The 17,834-nt window shown below is 68.3% G+C and carries 11 protein-coding genes; 6 read left to right on the forward strand and 5 right to left on the reverse strand.

The features are described from left to right. Positions 1-57: 57 nt before the first annotated feature. From ligD to GTZ97_RS07510, 3 genes are all read left to right on the forward strand, one after another. Positions 58-2,469, forward strand: coding sequence for a DNA ligase D (ligD, locus tag GTZ97_RS07500; RefSeq protein ID WP_161649966.1), 2,412 nt, complete (start codon positions 58-60; stop codon positions 2,467-2,469). Between the two features lie 98 nt (positions 2,470-2,567). Beyond that, positions 2,568-3,479, forward strand: coding sequence for a DUF3034 family protein (locus GTZ97_RS07505; protein ID WP_161649967.1), 912 nt, complete (start codon positions 2,568-2,570; stop codon positions 3,477-3,479). 16 nt (positions 3,480-3,495) lie between these two features. Then, a complete protein-coding gene (locus GTZ97_RS07510; protein ID WP_236651074.1) occupies positions 3,496-3,939 on the forward strand; it encodes a group I truncated hemoglobin in 444 nt (147 codons plus the stop codon). Here the strand turns inward: GTZ97_RS07510 and GTZ97_RS07515 are convergent. From GTZ97_RS07515 to GTZ97_RS07525, 3 genes are read right to left on the reverse strand one after another with little or no spacing between them, the layout of a single operon-like run. After that, a complete protein-coding gene (locus tag GTZ97_RS07515; RefSeq protein ID WP_161649968.1) occupies positions 3,929-6,208 on the reverse strand; it encodes an ATP-dependent DNA helicase in 2,280 nt (759 codons plus the stop codon). The genes GTZ97_RS07510 and GTZ97_RS07515 overlap by 11 nt on opposite strands. Positions 6,209-6,226: 18 nt before the next feature. Further along, positions 6,227-6,694, reverse strand: coding sequence for a hypothetical protein (locus GTZ97_RS16685; RefSeq protein WP_236651075.1), 468 nt, complete (start codon positions 6,692-6,694; stop codon positions 6,227-6,229). Positions 6,695-6,704: 10 nt separating this feature from the next. Continuing rightward, entirely contained in the window at positions 6,705-8,441 is a 1,737-nt protein-coding gene (locus tag GTZ97_RS07525) for a cation:proton antiporter domain-containing protein (RefSeq protein ID WP_201748199.1), read from the reverse strand. A gap of 148 nt (positions 8,442-8,589) precedes the next feature. Here GTZ97_RS07525 and GTZ97_RS07530 point away from each other — a divergent pair, with 148 nt between their 5' ends. Continuing rightward, positions 8,590-9,639, forward strand: a complete 1,050-nt coding sequence (locus tag GTZ97_RS07530) for a patatin-like phospholipase family protein (protein ID WP_161649970.1) — start codon at positions 8,590-8,592, stop codon at positions 9,637-9,639. Further along, on the forward strand, positions 9,633-11,027 hold the full coding sequence (locus tag GTZ97_RS07535) for a GntP family permease (protein WP_161649971.1): 1,395 nt from the start codon (positions 9,633-9,635) through the stop codon (positions 11,025-11,027). The genes GTZ97_RS07530 and GTZ97_RS07535 overlap by 7 nt, the downstream gene beginning before the upstream one ends. Here GTZ97_RS07535 and ftsH read toward each other — a convergent pair. Then, positions 11,019-12,857: an ATP-dependent zinc metalloprotease FtsH gene (gene ftsH / locus GTZ97_RS07540; RefSeq protein ID WP_161649972.1), complete on the reverse strand. Its 1,839-nt coding sequence runs from the start codon at positions 12,855-12,857 to the stop codon at positions 11,019-11,021. The two genes, GTZ97_RS07535 and ftsH, sit on opposite strands and share 9 nt — an antisense overlap. 115 nt (positions 12,858-12,972) lie before the next feature. Here ftsH and GTZ97_RS07545 point away from each other — a divergent pair, with 115 nt between their 5' ends. After that, positions 12,973-16,632 (forward strand): DUF748 domain-containing protein, encoded by a 3,660-nt coding sequence (locus tag GTZ97_RS07545; protein WP_456236807.1) that lies wholly within the window; start codon positions 12,973-12,975, stop codon positions 16,630-16,632. 13 nt (positions 16,633-16,645) lie between these two features. Here the strand turns inward: GTZ97_RS07545 and GTZ97_RS07550 are convergent, their stop codons facing one another. After that, positions 16,646-17,743: a hypothetical protein gene (locus GTZ97_RS07550; protein WP_161649974.1), complete on the reverse strand. Its 1,098-nt coding sequence runs from the start codon at positions 17,741-17,743 to the stop codon at positions 16,646-16,648. Between the last annotated feature and the right edge of the window lie 91 nt (positions 17,744-17,834).

A 17,834-nucleotide genomic window follows, 5' to 3' on the forward strand; every position in this document is an offset into this window, starting at 1 on the left:
GCCTGCCCATCCGCCCTGCCGACGGTTGTTGGGCGCGCGGCTTGCTCCTTGGCCGGCATGACCGACCCCCTGGCCAGCTATCGGACCAAGCGGCGCTTTGCCAGCACGCCTGAGCCCTCTGGTGACGAGTCGGGCGCTGCGACGGAGCGCAGGCGCGGCCGTGGCCGCGTGCGACAAGGCGAGCGCGCCGGCTTGGCCGAGCGGGCCTTTGTGGTGCAGCGCCACCAGGCTCGGCGCCTGCATTTCGACTTCCGGCTGGAGCTCGATGGGGTGCTCAAGAGTTGGGCCGTGCCGAAAGGGCCCAGCCTGGATCCGGCCGACCGTCGCATGGCCATCGAGGTGGAAGACCACCCGCTGGCCTATGCGCGATTCGAAGGCGTCATCCCGCCGGGGCACTACGGTGCCGGCACCGTTCAGATCTGGGACGAGGGCACATGGCATCCGCTGGGCGATGCGCAGGCGGGCTACCGCGCCGGCAAGCTGCGTTTCGCGCTACAGGGTCAGCGCTTGACAGGGGTGTGGAATCTGGTGCGGCTGCGCGGTCACGAGGGCGATCGCCAGCCGCCCTGGCTGCTCATCAAGGAACGAGATGGCAGCACCCCCGTCGCCGCGCCACGCGGTGACCCAGGCGGCTTGCCGCCTAAGCTGTCGCCCGCGCTGGCCACGCTGGTGTCAGCCCCGCCCGCCGCCGGTGAATGGCTGTACGAAATCAAGTTCGACGGCTACCGCATCCTGGCGCGCGTGGCGGATGGCGAGGTGCGTCTGTTCACCCGCCAGGGGCTGGACTGGACGCATCGGCTCCCGGCGCTGGCGCGTGATCTGGCCCAGCCCGCGCTGGCGGGTTGCTGGCTGGACGGCGAGATCGTGCTGCCTGCCGCAGACGGGACCGCGGATTTCCAGGCCTTGCAGGCCGCTTTCGAGGTAGGCCGAACCGACGAGATCGTCTACCACGTGTTCGACCTGCCCTTCGCGGCCCACGAGGATCTGCGCGCGCAGCCCTTGTATCTTCGGCGTGAAGCCTTAAGGGAACGTGTGCTGGCGCTGAGCGCGCCCCGCGTGCGGTTCAGCGAAGACTTCCCCGTGGCGCCCCAGGCGCTGTTGCACGCGGCATGTGCCTTGCGGGTCGAAGGGGTGATGGGCAAACGCCGCGAGGCCCCTTACCCGCAGGGCCGCAGCGCCGATTGGATCAAGCTCAAGTGCACGCAGCGGCAGGAGTTCGTCGTCGCGGGCTACACCGCGCCAAAAGGCGGGCGCATCGGGATTGGCGCCCTGGTGCTCGGCGTGCACGACGCGGCTGGGGGGCTGCACCATGTCGGGCAGGTGGGAACGGGCTTCACCGAGGCGGCCTTGCGTGGTCTGCACACTCAACTCACGCGGCTGCACAGCGACACCATGCCCTTCGTGGCGCTGCCCAAAGGATTGAAGGCGCGGTGGGTGAAGCCCGTGCTGGTCGCAGAAGTGTCGTTTGCCGCCTGGACGCGTGACGGCCACCTGCGACAGGCCGTCTTCCATGGCCTGCGTGATGACAAGCCGGCCCGTCAGGTCCGGCGGGACAAGCCCGTTGCCCCACCGTTGGAGGCACCCAAGCGTGGACCGATGCTGGCACGGTTTCGTGTCACGAACCCGCACCGCGTGGTGGACGCGGCTTCTGGTCTGACCAAGCAGGACCTGGTCGACTACGCCGCAGCAGCCAGCCGCCGCTGGCTGCCTCAACTCGCCGACCGCCCGGTGGCGCTGCTGCGAGCGCCCGACGGACTGGCGGGCGAGACCTTCTTTCAGAAGCATGCCGGCGGCGCGGGCCTCAAGGGGTTGACCCGCCTGCCGGCAGCGCTCGATCCGGGCCATCCGCCGCTGCTGGCCGTCCAGAATGTGCAGGCCTTGCTGGACGCCATGCAGGCCAATGTGCTGGAGCTGCACACATGGAACGGTCGGGCGCGCGATCTGGCGCACCCGGATCGCATGACTTTCGATCTGGACCCCGGCGAGGGCGTGCCCTGGGCGCGTGTGCAGGAGGCGGCGCAGCTGGTGCGCGCCCTGCTCGAAGAACTGGGGCTGCGCAGCTTCCTCAAGACCAGCGGGGGCAAGGGCTTGCATGTGGTGGTACCGATTGCGCCACGCGAGGGGTGGGACGAGGTCAAAGCCTTGTCGCATGCGGTGGTTCGCCACCTCGCCGCCACGCTGCCGGATCGCTTCGTCAGCAAGAGCGGTCCGCGCAACCGCGTGGGACGCATTTTTGTTGACTACTTGCGCAACGGCCGTGGCGCCACCACGGTGTCGGCGTGGTCGCCGCGCGCCCGGCCGGGTCTGGGGGTGTCGGTGCCGGTGGACTGGTCGGAACTGTCTGATCTGCGCGGTGGCGCCCACTGGACGGTGCGGACCGTCGGGGCTCGCCTGGTCGAGCCCGACCCCTGGGCGGGCATGGCGCGATTGCGGCAAAGCTTGCGCTCACTGCGCAGGGCGCTCGGGTGAGCAGCGCCGGCTCTGCTGTGCTGCATCCGTTTGCAACCTGACTGCGTAAGGGGTCCCAGCCCGGGTTGCATGGTGCGCTCGGCAACAGGAGGACCTACATGCAGACAATTGGAACGTGGCTGGGCCGTGGCCTGGCCGCAGCGGGCCTGATGGCCCTGGGCGCCGCCTCGGCGCAATCGGTGCCCAAGCCCGACATGGGCAAGCTGCTCGCCACCGGCGGTGTGAGCCAGGTCGAAGGCGCGGGCGGCGGCGGGCTGACACCCTGGGCGTTGATCACCGGCTATGGCACGCGAGACAGCTATGGCGCCAACGCCCATTACACGGTGGTGCGCACCGGCGAGTACGCACTGGACACCTACGGCGTGGCCGTGGGCCTGATGGATCGCGTCGAGTTGTCGTATGCCCGGCAGGCCTTTCGTGGTACCGGCCGCAACAACCCGCTCGATGACGTCACCGTGCGTCAGGACATCATGGGCCTGAAGGTCAAGGTAGCTGGCGATGCGGTCTACGATCAGGACCGCTGGCTGCCTCAGATTGCCGTGGGTGCCCAGATCAAATCGCATCAAGGCATCAGCGGCGGCATCCTCAATGGCCTGAAACCGCGCGACCTTGGCGCGCGCGACAACAGCGGTGTCGACTATTACGTCTCGGCCACCAAGATCCTGCTTGACCAGAGCCTGTTGATCAACGGCACGTTGCGCGCCACCCGTGCCAATCAGTTCGGTCTGCTTGGTTTCGGCGGTGATGTTCACAACCATTACCGCCTGGCGCCGGAGCTGTCGGTGGCGTACCTGTTCAGCCGCCATGTGGCCGCGGGCCTCGAGTACCGCGCCAAGCCGCGCAGCCTCCGCCTGGCCTCGGACGAAGATGCCTATGACGCCTTCGTTGCCTACTTCCCCACCAAGAACGTGTCCATGTCGCTGGCCTATGTGAACCTCGGTCGCATCGTGGAAGCCCTGAATCCCCAGACCCAGAAGGGGCCCTACCTGTCGGTGCAGGTGGGCTTCTGATCGAAGACGGAGCAAGATGATGCGTACACAACTGATCAAGCGCGTGCTGCTGGGCACGGTGATGGCCGGCGCGCTGCTGGCGATGCAACCCGCGCGGGCGGCCGATGATGCGGTCTTCCAGGCCTTTGGTGGCAAGGAGGGCATGGCACGCGTGGTCGACGACTTCTTGGTTGAAGTGCAGAAAGACCCGCGAATCGCGATGTTCTTTACGCCCACGTCCATTCCGCGGCTGAAGGTGCAGCTGACCGAGCAGTTCTGCCAGTTGACGGGCGGCCCTTGCGTCTACCAGGGCGCCGACATGAAGTCCTCGCACGCCAACATGGGGTTGACCCATGCGCACTTCAACGCGCTGGCCGAAGACCTGCAGATCGCCATGACGCGAGCCGGTGTTCCCAACGCGGCGCAGAACAAGCTGCTGGCCAAGCTCGCGCCCATGCAGCGCGACATCGTCACACGTTGATCGCCCGAGGCCACCAGTCGGGCAGCAGCCGCTGCACGGCGGGTCGGCCATAGCGGTCGTCCATCAGCACGACCACGCCATGGTCCTGGGGGGTGCGGATGACGCGTCCCGCAGCCTGGACGACGCGCTGAAGGCCAGGGTAGAGGTAGGCGCAGTCGTGACCGTCCCCGACGCTGCGTTCCACAAGTTGGCCCAGACGGTCGCGCATGGCTTCGAGCAACGGGCTGACCTGTGGCAGCCCCAGCGTGGCGATAAAGGCGCCTACCAGCCGTGTGCCTGGCAGGTCGATGCCCTCCGAGAATGAGCCGCCCAGCACGGCGAAGGCGATGCCTTGCCCCTCGGGCGTGAAGCGGTCGAGAAAGGCCTGCTGCTCGGCCTCGTTCATGCTGCGCTGCTGGCGCCAGACGGGCACGTCAGGGTGGGCCTGCGAGAAGGCGTCGGCCACCGATTGCAGGTAGGCGTGGCTGCTGAAAAAGGCCAGGTAGTTGCCGGGGCGCGCATGAAAGGTCTCCGCCATCAGGGCCACGATGGCCGGCAGGGACCTGGCCCGATCGGCGTAGCGCGTCGACACCTCGCGCGCCACCTGCACGCTGAGCTGCGCTGCCTGGAAGGGCGCGGGCACGCGGATGCACACTGTGTTGTCCGGCAGGCCCAGCATGGCGAGAAAGTAGGCCGGCGGTTGCAGCGTGGCTGAAAACAGCGTGACCGTGTGGGCCAGCGCCCAGCGCGGCGACAGATGCGGTGCGGGCAGCACGTTGCGGATGCCGATCACACTGTGTGGTGCGCGATGGGCATCGCCGTCGCATTGCATGTCGACCAGGGCATGCGGGCCGAGGGTCTCGGCCATGCGGTTGAAGTGCAGCGCGTTCAGGTAGAAGGCCTGCAGATCGGGCAGAACCTCGGTGGGGTGGTCGCCCAGGTACTCGCCGATGGCCGAGGTGGCGCGCTGCAGCGCGCCATGCCAGGCGGCGGGCAGATCGGGCAGCACGCTGTGGTCGGCCTGGGCCACACGGGCTTGAGCCAGCCAGGCGCGGTGGAGTTGATCGAGCGGGCGTTTGAGCGCCTTGGGCGCGCTGCGCCGGGCCAGGCGCAGCGCGTCGTGGTCCAGCTCGGCGCTGTACATCTGCCGGGCGCGGTCGACCAGGTTGTGGGCCTCGTCCAGCAGCAGACCCACTCGCCAACCCTGCGCCTGCACATGCGCGTACAGCAGCGCATAGGGGTCGAGGTAGTGGTTGTAGTCGGCGATCACGACATCGGCCCAGCGCACCATCTCCTGCCCCAGGTAGTAGGGGCAGATGCCGTGTTCAGCGGCGAGGGCGCGCAGGGCGGGGCCATCGAGCACAGGGATGCCAACCGCCGCTTGCCGGGCCGCGGGCAGTCGGTCATGAAAGCCCCGGGCCAGCGGGCAGCTCTCGCCATGGCAGGCCTTGTCGGGATGCTCACACGCGCGCTCGCGTGCCAGCAGTTCCATCGCGCGCAACGCCGGGGCTGGTGAAGCAGGCATCGACAGCTGCTTCAGTGCATGCCAGGCCTGGGTGCGTCCGGATCGCTTGGCCGTGAGGAAGCAGAGCTTGTCCAGCCCGCTGGAGGGCATGGCCTTGAGCAAGGGGAAGACCGTCCCGATGCTCTTGCCCAGACCGGTCGGTGCCTCAGCCAGCAGGCAACGCGCCTGGACGGCCGCACGGTAGACCGCCTCCGACAGCGCCCGCTGACCGGGCCGGAAATCGGCATGCGGGAAGCGCAGCGCGTGCAAGGCCGCATCGCGAGTGGCGCGGTGGGCGGCTTCCTGCTGAGCCCACTGGGCAAAGCGGGCGCACTGCGTCTGCAGGAAGGCCTCCAGCGCGTCGGCCGTGTGCTGCTCGCAGAACACGGTCTCCTGTTGGGTGCCGATGTCGAGGTAGACCAGGGCCACCTCCAGCGTCTGCAAGCCCCGCTCACGGCAGAGCAGCGCGCCATACACCTTGGCCTGGGCCCAGTGCAGCGCGCGGTGGTGCGCTGGCTGCAGCGCCAGATCGCCCTTGTGCGTCTTGATTTCTTCCAACCGCTGGCGCACGGGGTCGTAGCCATCGGCGCGGCCACGCACCGTCAGCTCGCCCACCGTGGCCGTCAAGGGTAGCTCGGCCTGGTAATGGGCACCCCGCCGGCCCTGCACCAGCAGGTGGCCCGCCATGCCCTCCTCGGCGCTGGGCGCAGGGGTGAAGCGCAGATCCAGGTCGCCCGTGCGGGCGGTGAACTCGCACAGCGCCCGCACCGCGATGGCGTAGGGCATGTCGGTGGCCGTGCGGCTTCAGCGCCCGGCGGCTTTTCGGGCTGGCGCGGTCTTCGCTGTCGCCTTCTTGGCCGCTGCCTTCTTGGTGGCCGGCTGCTTGACGGCCGCCGTCTTGGCGACGGCTTTCTTCGCAGCGGCCTTCTGCGCGGTGGCCTTCTTTGCCACGGGCTTTTGGGTCACGGCTGGCTGGGCAACGGGCGCTTGCGGCAATGCCTGCGTCAGCAACTCGGCCATCAGACCATTGAGCTTGCCCGGATGCGCGGCGGCGGCGTCACGCAGTCTCGCGGCCAACGGGGCGGGCAGCTTGCAGGTCATGGGCACCAGGCTGGGAGCCTGCTCGGCGGGCTTGTCCGACAGGGCGGGGCGCTCGGTACGCGCCACGGCGCGGGCGCCTTGGCCGAAGCGCGGGGGCACGCCCTGGCGTTTCATCTTGCCTTCGATCTTCAGGCCCATCAGGCGGGCGAGGTCGGTTTTCTTCAGAGACATGGTCGGATACTCAGATGCGCAACAGCGCCACGCGGCGGTTGCGTTCGGCTTCAATGAGATGGGCCACATGGGCTTCAGCATGGCCCAGGCCCAGCAGGACGGCGGCCGACAACTGCAGGCCGGCCTCCAGGGTTTCGGGGATCACCTGCCCGGCGCCAGCGGCCACCAGCTCCTGGGCGTGGCGCTCATCACGCGAGCGCGCCACGATGGCCAGGTGCGGGAAGGCCTGGCGCACGGCCTTGACCGTGTGCAGCGCCGAGGCGGGATTGTCCATCGTCACGATGATGAGGCGCGCCTGCTCCGCCCGCAGGCGTTGCAGCAGGTCGGTGCGGGCTGCGTTGCCGTAGTACACGGGCTGGCCCAGGTTGCGCCAGTGCGCCACGCTCTTGGCATCTTGCTCAATGGCCACGTAAGGCACGCCTTCGCGTTGCAGCACCTCGGCAGCCAGCTGGCCAACGCGGCCGAAGCCGGCGATGATGACCTGATCGCGCAGGTCGTCGGGCACCATGTCCTCAGGCGGGACGAACGCGGCCTGCCTGTCAAGGCGCTCGCGCAGCCGCGTGCCCAGTGAGGCCAGCGCTGGTGTGATGAACAGACTGAGCCCCACGACCAGCAGCATGAACTGCGCCAGATCGCGCTTCATCAGGCCGCTGGCGGTGGCCGCCCCGACGACGACGAAGGCAAACTCGCCGCCTTGACTCAACAGCAGGCCGCCTTCGATGGCGCGGCCCCACGACAACCGCCCGATGCGGAAGATCACCGTCACCACGATGGCCTTGATCAGCATCAGCCCGATGACCGACAGGGGCACCCACACCGGGTTGCGCAACACGGCCAACGGGTCGATGCTCATGCCCACCGACATGAAGAACAGGCCCATCAGCAGGCCCTTGAAGGGCTCGATCGTGACCTCCACCTCATGCCGGTATTCGGTCTCGGACAGCAGCAGGCCGGCGAGGAAGGCCCCGAGCGCCATCGACAGGCCGGCCTCGGCCGTCAGCCAGGCCATGCTCATGGTGGTCAGCAGCGTGAGCGCCATGAACACCTCGGGCTGGTGCTGGCGCGCAAACGCCTTGAACAGCGGGCGGATCATGCGCCGGCCGATGACGAAAATGAGGGTGATCGCCGCCACCGATTTCAGCACCGTCATGCCCAGGATGCGGCCCACCGATTCGTCGTTGTTCTCGGGCGAGAGCAGGCCTACGAGAATCAGGATGGGCACCACGGCCAGATCCTGCAGCATCAGCACGGAAAAGGTGGCCTGGCCCTGTGGCGAGGCCAACTCGCGCCGCTGGGTGAGCCATTGCACCACCACTGCGGTGGATGACAAGGCCAGGACCAGGCCCAGCACGAGCGCGGTTTCCCAGCGGTTGCCGAACAGGTAGGCCACCCCACCGATCAAGGCCCCGCTGATCAACACCTGTGCGCCCCCTGCCGCAAACACCCATCGCCGCAGCGCCACCAGGCGTTCGGTCGACAGCTCCAGCCCGATCATGAACATCAGGAAGAGCACCCCGAGTTCGGCCAGCGAGCCGACCTCGGCGCTCTCGCGGAAGGTGAAGGTGCCCAGCCAGGGCAGGGTGTCTGTCCAGCGTGCCAGGCCATACGGCCCGACCAGCAGGCCCACCGCCAGAAAGCCCAGGATCTGATTGATCCGCAGGCGTTGCAGCAGGGGAATCAGCACCCCGGCAAACGCCAGGAACAACAGGGCTTCTCTGAGAAAGGGCAGGCTATGGGATTCGGTCAATCGTATTCCTCTCACAGGAGGCTGGTGCCCCCTGAGCATAGCGCGGCGCAGGGTCTTTCCTCCGTCACAGGGCACGGCGTGTGCTTATGGCACGATCTGTCCAACCGGCTGCTTGGCTCATGGCGGTCCTTTTGACGAAAGGAAATCAATGGCAGGCAAATCGCGCAAATGCATCGACCTGGCGCTGCAGGGCGGCGGCGCCCACGGCGCGTTCACATGGGGGGTGCTCGACCGGCTCCTCGAAGACGAGCGGTTGGAGATCGAGGCCATCAGCGGCACCAGCGCAGGCGCGATGAACGCGGTGGTGCTGGCCCATGGCTTCGCGCAGGGCGGACGCCGACAGGCTCGCGAGGCCTTGCTGCGCTTCTGGACGCGGGTGAGCCGCGCGTCGGGGGCCTCGCAGGGCATGGCGGGCTTGTTCTGGGATTGGATGGGGCCGAGTTCGCCGTGGGGTTGGTACATGGACTGGTTCAGCCGCGTGCTGTCGCCTTACCAGCTCAACCCGCTGGATCTCAACCCGCTGCGTGACATCCTGGCCGACGAGGTCGACTTCGACTTCCTGCGCGCGCACTGTCGCCCCCGGGTGTTCGTCTCGGCCACGCACGTACAGACCGGCCGGCTGCGCGAGTTCCGACACGAAGAACTCTCGGTGGACGCCGTGATGGCATCGGCCTGCCTGCCCTTGCTGTTTCGGGCGGTGGAGATCGACGGTCAGGCCTATTGGGACGGCGGCTATGTGGCCAATCCATCGCTGCTGCCGCTGATTGCCGAGAGCCCCAGTTCGGACTTGGTGCTGGTGCAGATCAATCCGAGTTGCCGAACCTCGGTCCCGACGCGGGGGGCGGACATCCTGGATCGGCTCAACGAGATCACGTTCAACAGCAGTCTGGTCAAAGAGTTGCAGACCATCGGCTTGCTCCAGCAGTTGCTCCGCGCCGAGGGGCTGCCGGCCAGCAGCGGGCCGGCATCGCTGTTTCACAAACTCAACGATCTGCGCCTGCATCGCATCGACGCCGAAGCGGAGCTGGCGGAACTTGGTGCGTCCAGCAAGCTCAATGCGGCTTGGCCGCTGATCAGTCGGCTGCACCGTGTGGGGCGCCAGGCCGCCGATGAGTGGCTGTTGCGCAACTGCACCCATGTGGGTCGACGCTCGACCCTTGTCCTCCAGGAAGCCGTGAAAGGAATGAACGCATGTTGAGCGTAGTCGGCATTGTTCTGGCCCTTGGCGGGCTCATCGTGCTGGCCTATCGGGGGCTGTCCGTGTTGCTGCTTGCGCCCTTGGCGGCGCTGGTGGCGGTGCTGATGACGCCCGACACACCGGTGCTGGCCAGCTACACCCAGGTCTTCATGAAGGCGCTTGGCGGCTTCGTGGTGCTGTATTTCCCGCTGTTCATGCTGGGTGCCTTGTTCGGGAAGTTGATGGAGGCATCCGGCGCCGCGCGGGTGCTCGCATTGGCGATTGTCCGGCGCCTGGGGGCGGGGCAGGCCATCCTCGCCGTGACGCTGGCGTGCGCGCTGCTGACCTACGGCGGTGTGTCGCTTTTCGTGGTGGCCTTTGCGGTGTATCCGATTGCCGCCGAGCTGTTTCGCCAGGCCGATGTGCCGAAGCGACTCGTGCCAGCGACCATTGCCTTGGGTGCCTTCACGTTCACGATGACGGCGCTGCCTGGCACGCCTGCCATCCAGAATGCCATTCCCATGCCGTTCTTTGGCACCACGCCGTTCGCCGCGCCTGGCTTGGGCGTGCTCGCGGGTGCGGTGATGCTCGGCGGGGGGCTGCTGTGGCTGACATGGCGTCATCGCCAGGCCCGGCTGGGCGGCGAGGGCTACGGACAGCACGACGAACAGGGGCTCGGGACACCGACCACCTCGACAGAGCACGACCTGCCGGTGATCGCGGCCGTCACGCCCATCGTCTCTGTGGTGCTGCTCAACCTGGTGGTGGGCGAATGGTGGTTGCCGCGGCTTGATACCAGCTACCTGGCTGCGGCGCTTTATGGTGAGACCCAGTTGGGCGCGGTCCGCGGCGTATGGGCCATCATCGTGGCGCTCAGCCTGTCGATCGTGTTGCTGTTGGGTCTCGCCTGGCGTCAGCTGCCGCGGGGATGGGCCGTGTACAACGCAGGTGTGGCCGCGTCGGTGATGCCCATCTTCAACACGGCCTCGCTTGTTGGATTTGGCGCCGTTGTGGCCTCGCTGGCCGGTTTTGAGCTGATCCGGGATGCCATCCTGGGTGTCGGTGGCAGCAACCCGCTGATTTCGTTGGCCATTGTTGTCAACGTGCTGGCCGGCATCACCGGCTCGGCCTCGGGCGGCATGAGCATCGCCCTGCAGGCCATGGGCGACGATTACCTGGCCATGGGCCGGGAGCAGGGCTTTGCGCCCGATCTGCTCCACCGCGTCACGTCCATTGCCACAGGCGGGCTCGATGCCTTGCCGCACAACGGTGCGGTGATCACGCTGCTGGAGATCTGCAAGCTGACCCACCGCCAGTCTTACCTCGACATCGCCGTGGTGGCTGTGGGTGTGCCCTTGTTCGCGCTGGCCGTGGTGATCGGGCTGGGTACGGCCTTCGGTTCATTCTGACAAGGTGGGCGAGGTGCGCAACTCCGGCGTGAGCGCGCGCAGCGCTGCTTCGTCCAGCGTCTCGCGCTGCAGCAGGGCCTGGGCGCAGCGATCGAGCACGGCGCGGTGCGTGCGCAGCACAGCCGTGGTGCGCTCGAAGGCCTGGGCGACGATGGCGCGGATCGCCTCGTCGATGCTGGCCTGCGTCTGCGGGCTCACGGGCCAGCCGCCCAGCCCAAAGCCGGGCACGTCAAGGTGGGTCGGCGCGCTGTCGTAGGCCACATGGCCCAGGCCGGCGTCCATGCCGTAGCGGGTGACCATGTCGCGCGCGATGTCGGTCACCTTGGCGAGGTCGTCGGCGGCGCCGGTCGACAGGTGGCCGAACACGACCGATTCGGCTGCGCGCCCGCCCAGTAGCACCATGATCTTGTGCTCCAGTTCGTCGCGCGTCATCAAAAAGCGGTCTTCGGTGGGCCGTTGGATGGTGTAGCCCAGCGCGCCGATGCCGCGCGGGATGATGCTGACCTTGTGGATGGGGTCGGTGCCGGGCAGTGACATGGCCACCAGGGCGTGACCCATCTCGTGATAGGCCACAATCTCGCGCTCGCGCGGGTTGAGCACGCGGTTCTTCTTTTCCAGGCCGGCCACGATGCGCTCAATGGCGGTCGTGAAGTCGGCCAGTGTCACGGCCTCGCCACCGCGGCGCGTGGCGGCCAGCGCGGCCTCATTGCAGAGATTGGCCAGGTCGGCACCGGAGAAGCCGGTGGTCAGCGCGGCGACCTGGTCCAGGTCGACCTCCGGGGCCAGCCGGATGCGCCGCGTGTGCACGTGCAGGATCTGTACGCGGCCGTGCTTGTCGGGTCGGTCTACCAGCACCTGACGGTCGAAGCGGCCGGCCCGCAGCAGGGCCGGGTCGAGGATCTCGGGTCGGTTGGTGGCCGCCAGCAGCACCAGGCCGCTGGAGCTGTCGAAGCCATCGAGCTCGACGAGCAACTGGTTGAGTGTCTGCTCGCGCTCATCGTGTCCGCTCATGGGGCCGGCTGCGCCGCGGGCGCGGCCCAGCGCGTCGAGCTCGTCGATGAAGATGATGGCCGGGGCCCTGGCGCGGGCCTGCTCGAACAGGTCGCGCACGCGTGCCGCCCCCACGCCGACGAACATCTCGACGAACTCGCTGCCCGAGATGCTGAAGAAGGGCACGCCGGCTTCGCCTGCCACTGCTTTGGCCAGCAAGGTCTTGCCCGTGCCGGGCGGACCCACGAGCAGCACCCCGCGCGGCAGGCGGGCGCCCAGGCGGCTGTTGCCCCGTGGATCTTTGAGGAAGGACACGATCTCCTGCAGCTCGGCTTTGGCCTCGTCGACGCCAGCCACATCGCCAAAGTTCACGCCGGTGTCGGTCTCGACATAGACCTTGGCGTGGCTCTTGCCGATGCTCATGAAACCGCCCATGCCCTGGCGCTCGGCAAAGCGCCGCATCAGGAACAACCACAGCCCGAAAAACACCATGGATGGCACGACCCATGACAGCAGGTCGCGCACGAACGTGCTCTCGACCACGCGGGTGTAGGGCACGTCGTAACGCGACAGACGCTCGGCCAGGGCCGGCTCCACGCGGTTGGCCACGATCACGCGCTTGCCGCTGCCATCGCTGCTGCGCAGGTGGCCCGTCACCGTGGTCTCGCCGATCGTGATCGACTCGATGCGGCGTTCAGCCAGGGCCTTCTCGAACTCGCTGTAGGGCACGGCCTCGACCGTCTGTTGCGTCTGCCACCAGCTCTGCAGGGTGAGCAGGGCCATCACGGCCAGCAGCCAGTAGGCCACTTGCCAGGGTGAAGTCAGGGGGTGCTTGTTCATGTTGGGCATTGTCCAACAGCGGGGGGCGTCCGGGGCGTGTCACGCCATGATGCTGCGCAAGGCATAACATGTCGGGTGGCCGCGCAAGGTGTGCGGCGTTTTGCCATCGTGTGTCATGCGTGCCGAGCCTTCTCCTTCTCCTCGATCTGCGGACGCGCCTCCCGCGCGTGGTGGAGGCGGCCCGTCGAGGCTCTGGCGGGTCGCGGCCGCGGTGGCGGTCGTTGCAGTGGGCTGGACCGCGGGGGTGGGGGCGTGGCTGCCCGGAGTCCTGAAACCGCGGGTGGCGGAAGCAGCCGAACAGGCGCTGGGCGTGCCGGTGGCGCTCGACGAGCTGACCTTGTCGCCCTGGACCTTGACGGCCCGCCTGAGTGGGCTGAGGGTCGGTGCGCCCGATGCACCCATGTTGCGCGTGCAGGCGATCGAGGCCCAGGTGTCATTGGCGTCGCTGTGGCACCGTGCCCCTGTGTTGCGGCGCCTGCAGGTCCAGGCGCCAGCCCTCACGCTGGTGCGTGAAGCGCCTGATCGTTTGAACATCTCGCCGGTGCTCGCCCGTCTGCGTGAGCAGGGAGCGGCCGCGCCGGCCAGCGAAGGGCCGGCCCGTTTTGCTGTCTTCAACATTGCGCTGGAGCAGGGCAGTCTGCGCTATGAAGACCGGGTGCTGGGGCAGACGCATGCCGTCGACCGCATCCGCTTGGGCGTGCCCTTCGTCTCCAGCCTGCCCAGCCAGATCGATGTGGCGGTTCAACCCCTGCTGGAGGCCCGCGTCAACGGCAGCGCCTTGCGTCTGGCCGGCTCGACCTTGCCGTTCCAGGCCGGCCACCGCTCTGAACTCAAGCTGACCTGGCGCGATGTGGACCTGGCCGAGTGGGTGCCGCACGCCGGTCCATGGCTGCCGCCAGCATGGAGGGTGGAGGCACCGCGCGGGCGCTTGTCCACCGATCTGACGCTGACATTTGAGCAGCAGACAGTCGATCCAGTGCCCAGTCTGTCGGTGCGCGGCCAGGTGGTGCTCACCGACCTGGGCCTGCACCTGCCCCGCGCGCCGGGGCTGGGGCAGGTGCAACTGGGATGGCAGGCGCTCACGCTCAGCGGGCTGGACCTGCAACCGCTGACCCATCAGGCGGCGGTTGGCCGGGTGGCCGTGGAAGGGTTGTCGCTGGCGGTTCGTCCGCTGCCGAGGCCGGGGACAGTGCGCACGGCGGCGCGGTCCACTGCGACACCAGCGCCGCAGGGCGAGGCGGCAGTGCGCTGGCGCTGGTCGGTCGGCGAGGCGGTCGTGGCGGCCAGCCGGCTGGATGTGCAGACCGAGGCCACCGCCCCGTGGCCCGTGCTGCAGGATGTGAAGTGGCAGGTCCGCGATCTTCGTTCGGATGCCAAGGCCCCGCCGGCTCGCTGGCAGCTGGGGCTGAAGGATGAGGTGGGCAGCCGCCTGCAGGCTCAGGGCGAGTGGCAGCTGGCCGATGGCGCGGGCCAGGCCACCGTGACGCTTGCTGACGCCGCCATCGTGCCGTGGCTGCGGCCGCTCGCGCCGACCTGGCGCCTGCCCATGGCGCCCACCGCGGGGCGCGTGACGGCCCAGGCCTCGCTCGCCGTTCAGTACACACCGTCTTGGCAACTGCAAGTCACCAACACGCGTGTGCAACTGCAGGGCTTTGCTGCCAAGGCCTCGCAAGGCACCGATCATCTGATGTGGCAAGACGGGGTGGTTGACGGTGTGACGGCCCAATGGTCGGCGAGACAAGGCCCTGAGTCTGCGGCTTGGCAGGCTCGTATTGCGTCGGTCGATGTCAATGGCCTGGATCTGGGTTGGACCCGGATGCCAGCGGGCGCCGATGGGACGGCTGCGAGCGATGGGGCGATGTCTGCCAACCGGCCGAGCGGGCAGTGGTCCATCGGTCGTGTGTCGTGCCAAGGGTGCCAGCTCAGCGTGCGTGACGCTGCGACGGATCCTTCGGCGATTTTCCGACTGGCGCGCACCACGCTGGTTGTCCAGGGGCTCAGTCATGACGCCGTGCGCCCGATCCAGGTCGAGCTGGACACGCTGGCGCAGGGCAATGGGCGAGTGCGCTTCGAGGGCGAGGTGCGTCGTTCGCCGTTGGCCGTGCAGGCCAGGCTGGCGCTCCAGTCGCTGGATCTGCGGGTGCTGCAGCCCTACCTAGCGCCACACCTGAATGTGCAGCTGGCGTCGGCCCAGGCGCAGGCAGACGGTCGACTGAGCCTGAGTGCCGGTTCGGGTGCGGGCGCAGGGGCTGACGCGCTGACCGTCCGGTATCGTGGGCGCTTGGGGCTGGACCGGGTGCAGCTGCTGGACAAGGTCAACGAGGCCGAGTTTTTGCGTTGGCGGCGGCTGGCGCTGGATGGAACGGATCTGCATTGGCGACAAGGGCAGGTACAGGCTGATCTCGGGCGCATCGCCTTGCAGGACTTTTACGGGCGTCTGATCCTGCAGCCCGACGCCCGGCTCAATCTGGCCAGCATCGTGCGGCGTGGCGACGAGGGCGAGTCCGCGACCTCGATCACCACGCCGCAGGCGGCTGTGCCCCCGCCGGCTTCCGCGCGTGGATCAACCGAGGGTGCCCGCGCCCCCGCCGACGCGCCGCCCCCCAATCCGATGGACCTGCGCTGGCGGGGGATCCAGCTGACCAACGGCCAGGTCGACTTCACCGACACGTACATTCGGCCCAGCTACTCTGCGCGGCTCACCCGTCTGAACGGCACCATCTCCGCTGTGGCGGCCCGCCAGCCGGAGCCGGCCCAGCTGCAGTTGGATGGCGCGGTGGACGATGGCGCACCGCTGTCCATCAAGGGCACGCTGCACCCGCTGGGCCCGCGGCTGTTCACGGACATCGAAGGCGAGGCACGGGGGGTGGAACTCACTCGCATGACGCCCTATGCCGCGCGCTATGCCGGCTATGCGATCGAGCGTGGCACGCTGTCGGTCAATGTCCGCTACAAGGTGGAGGAGGGGCGACTGGCCGCCAGCAACCGGCTGTTTCTGGACCAACTCACGTTCGGCGAGCCCTCGGGCGACCCAGACGCCACTCGGTTGCCTGTTCGGCTGGCCGTTGCGCTGTTGAAGAACAGCCGGGGCGAGATCGACATCAACCTTCCCATATCGGGGTCGCTGGACGATCCGCAGTTCTCGGTCGGCGGCATCCTGTGGCGCGTGGTGGTCAACCTGGTCACCAAGGCCGTGACCGCGCCGTTCGCGCTGTTGATGGGCGGAGACAGCGACGAAGCGGGCGAAGTGCCGTTTGCCCCTGGTCAGGCCGAGCTCACAGAGGCCGCCCGGCAGCGCCTGGATGCCATGAGCGCGCGTCTGACCGACCGCCCGGCGCTCAAGCTGGATGCCATCGGCCAGGCCCACGCTGCCGTGGACGAGGAGGGCTTGCGTGAAGCCCAGGTCGCGCAGTGGATGCGCGTGGCCAAGGCGCGGGCGTTGGGCGTACCGATCGATGAGGTGGAAGTGATGCCGCAGGAGCGTGACCGTTGGTTGGCGGCAGCCTACCGCGCGGCCGACATCCGCAAGCCGCGCAATGTCGTGGGGGTGCCTAAAGCCTTGCCGCCCGCCGAGCAGATGGCCCTGCTGAAGGCCGCCGCACCGGTGGATGCCGCGGCGCTGCGTGCCTTGGCCGACCGCCGCGCAGACACCGTCAAGGCTTACCTGATCACCCGGCTGCCCGCCGATCGCGTGCGACTGGCCGCATCGGTGGTGCAGCAGGATACCCAGGCGCCTGCCGCGCCACCGCCCGGCGTGCGTTTCGTGCTGCGCTGACGAGGCAGCAGGATCAGCGCGGAGCGGGCCGCGTCACCGCATCGAGCATGTCGTGCACTGCGACGATCTGCGGCGCGTCGGCACGGGCGTAGGCTGGTGCCAATAGCAGATTGCCACCCGTGGGGGGCGGCGTGCTGGCTCCCCAGAAGTCCCAACAAGCCCCGGGATTGCGGGTCGGCTCCGCCGCTGCTCGGGGGTGAAGCACCACGATGCGCAGGCTTTCGGCCCACGCGTGCAATGACCGCAGGCCGCGGGGGTCCGGCGCCTCGAGTGCGCATCCATGGAAGTGGACATGCACGCGGCAGGCCGCGCCAGGGCGGGATGCAGGCTCGCAGGCGGCCGGCACGTAGATCAGGCCGGCGTCGGCCAACCCATGGCCATTTTCCATTGGGTGAAAAGGGCGCTGATCGAAGGCCCGTAGGCCTTCAGGGCGCGGCGCAAGGGGTTGCACGCTGACCTGTGGGCTCGCAGCCGGGTGCAGCCAGCGCAGCATGTCGCCCTGCCACCGGCTGCCGATGGCCGGGGCGCTTGTGGTGATCCGCTGGATGTGGCTTGCCGAGGTGCCCCGGCCCCGGTAAAACCGCGCCACGCTGTCGAGCCCGGCGGGTGCGAACGTGGCGTCCTCGGCGTACGAATGCAGCCACACGCGCACCTGTCGTACCGGGCGCCTGGCCTGGATATGGGGCGACAAGGCATGCAGGCTGTCCAGACTGCGTCGAGCCATGACGGCGGGTGGCATCACCATGCAGTGTGCGGGATCGATGCCTGACATCAGTCCCAGCGGTGCGAACCCGGTGTCGCCGCCAACCGGACAGGTACAGGTCAGCGCCGCACTGCGGGCGGAGCCGCCTGCGCAGTTAAAGGCGCCGCCGCCCTGCACCCCCACGCCGCGCACCTTGTCGGACAATGCGACTTGAAACTGCACGGCCATGAACCCGCCTGCGCCCGTGCCGGAGGCGGTCCAGCCAGAGGGCGAGGCGCCCAGCGCTGGCAGTGGCGCCTCGGGGGACGCGTCGGGCAGGACATTGTCGCCGGCGATGGCCGGCACGCCGAGCGCGGCGCAGCAAAGCGGCAGGAGCAGGCGACGCAAGGAGAGCATGAAGGGCGACATCGGCGAGAAGCGTGAAGCAGATGGCGCCAAATGTAAGTGAATGTGTGAGGTTTTCCCGCCACCTGCATGCGGGGTGAGCAGTGCAGCGTCA

The sequence above is a fragment of the Aquabacterium fontiphilum genome (genome assembly GCF_009909205.1).
Taxonomy (GTDB): domain Bacteria; phylum Pseudomonadota; class Gammaproteobacteria; order Burkholderiales; family Burkholderiaceae_C; genus Aquabacterium; species Aquabacterium fontiphilum.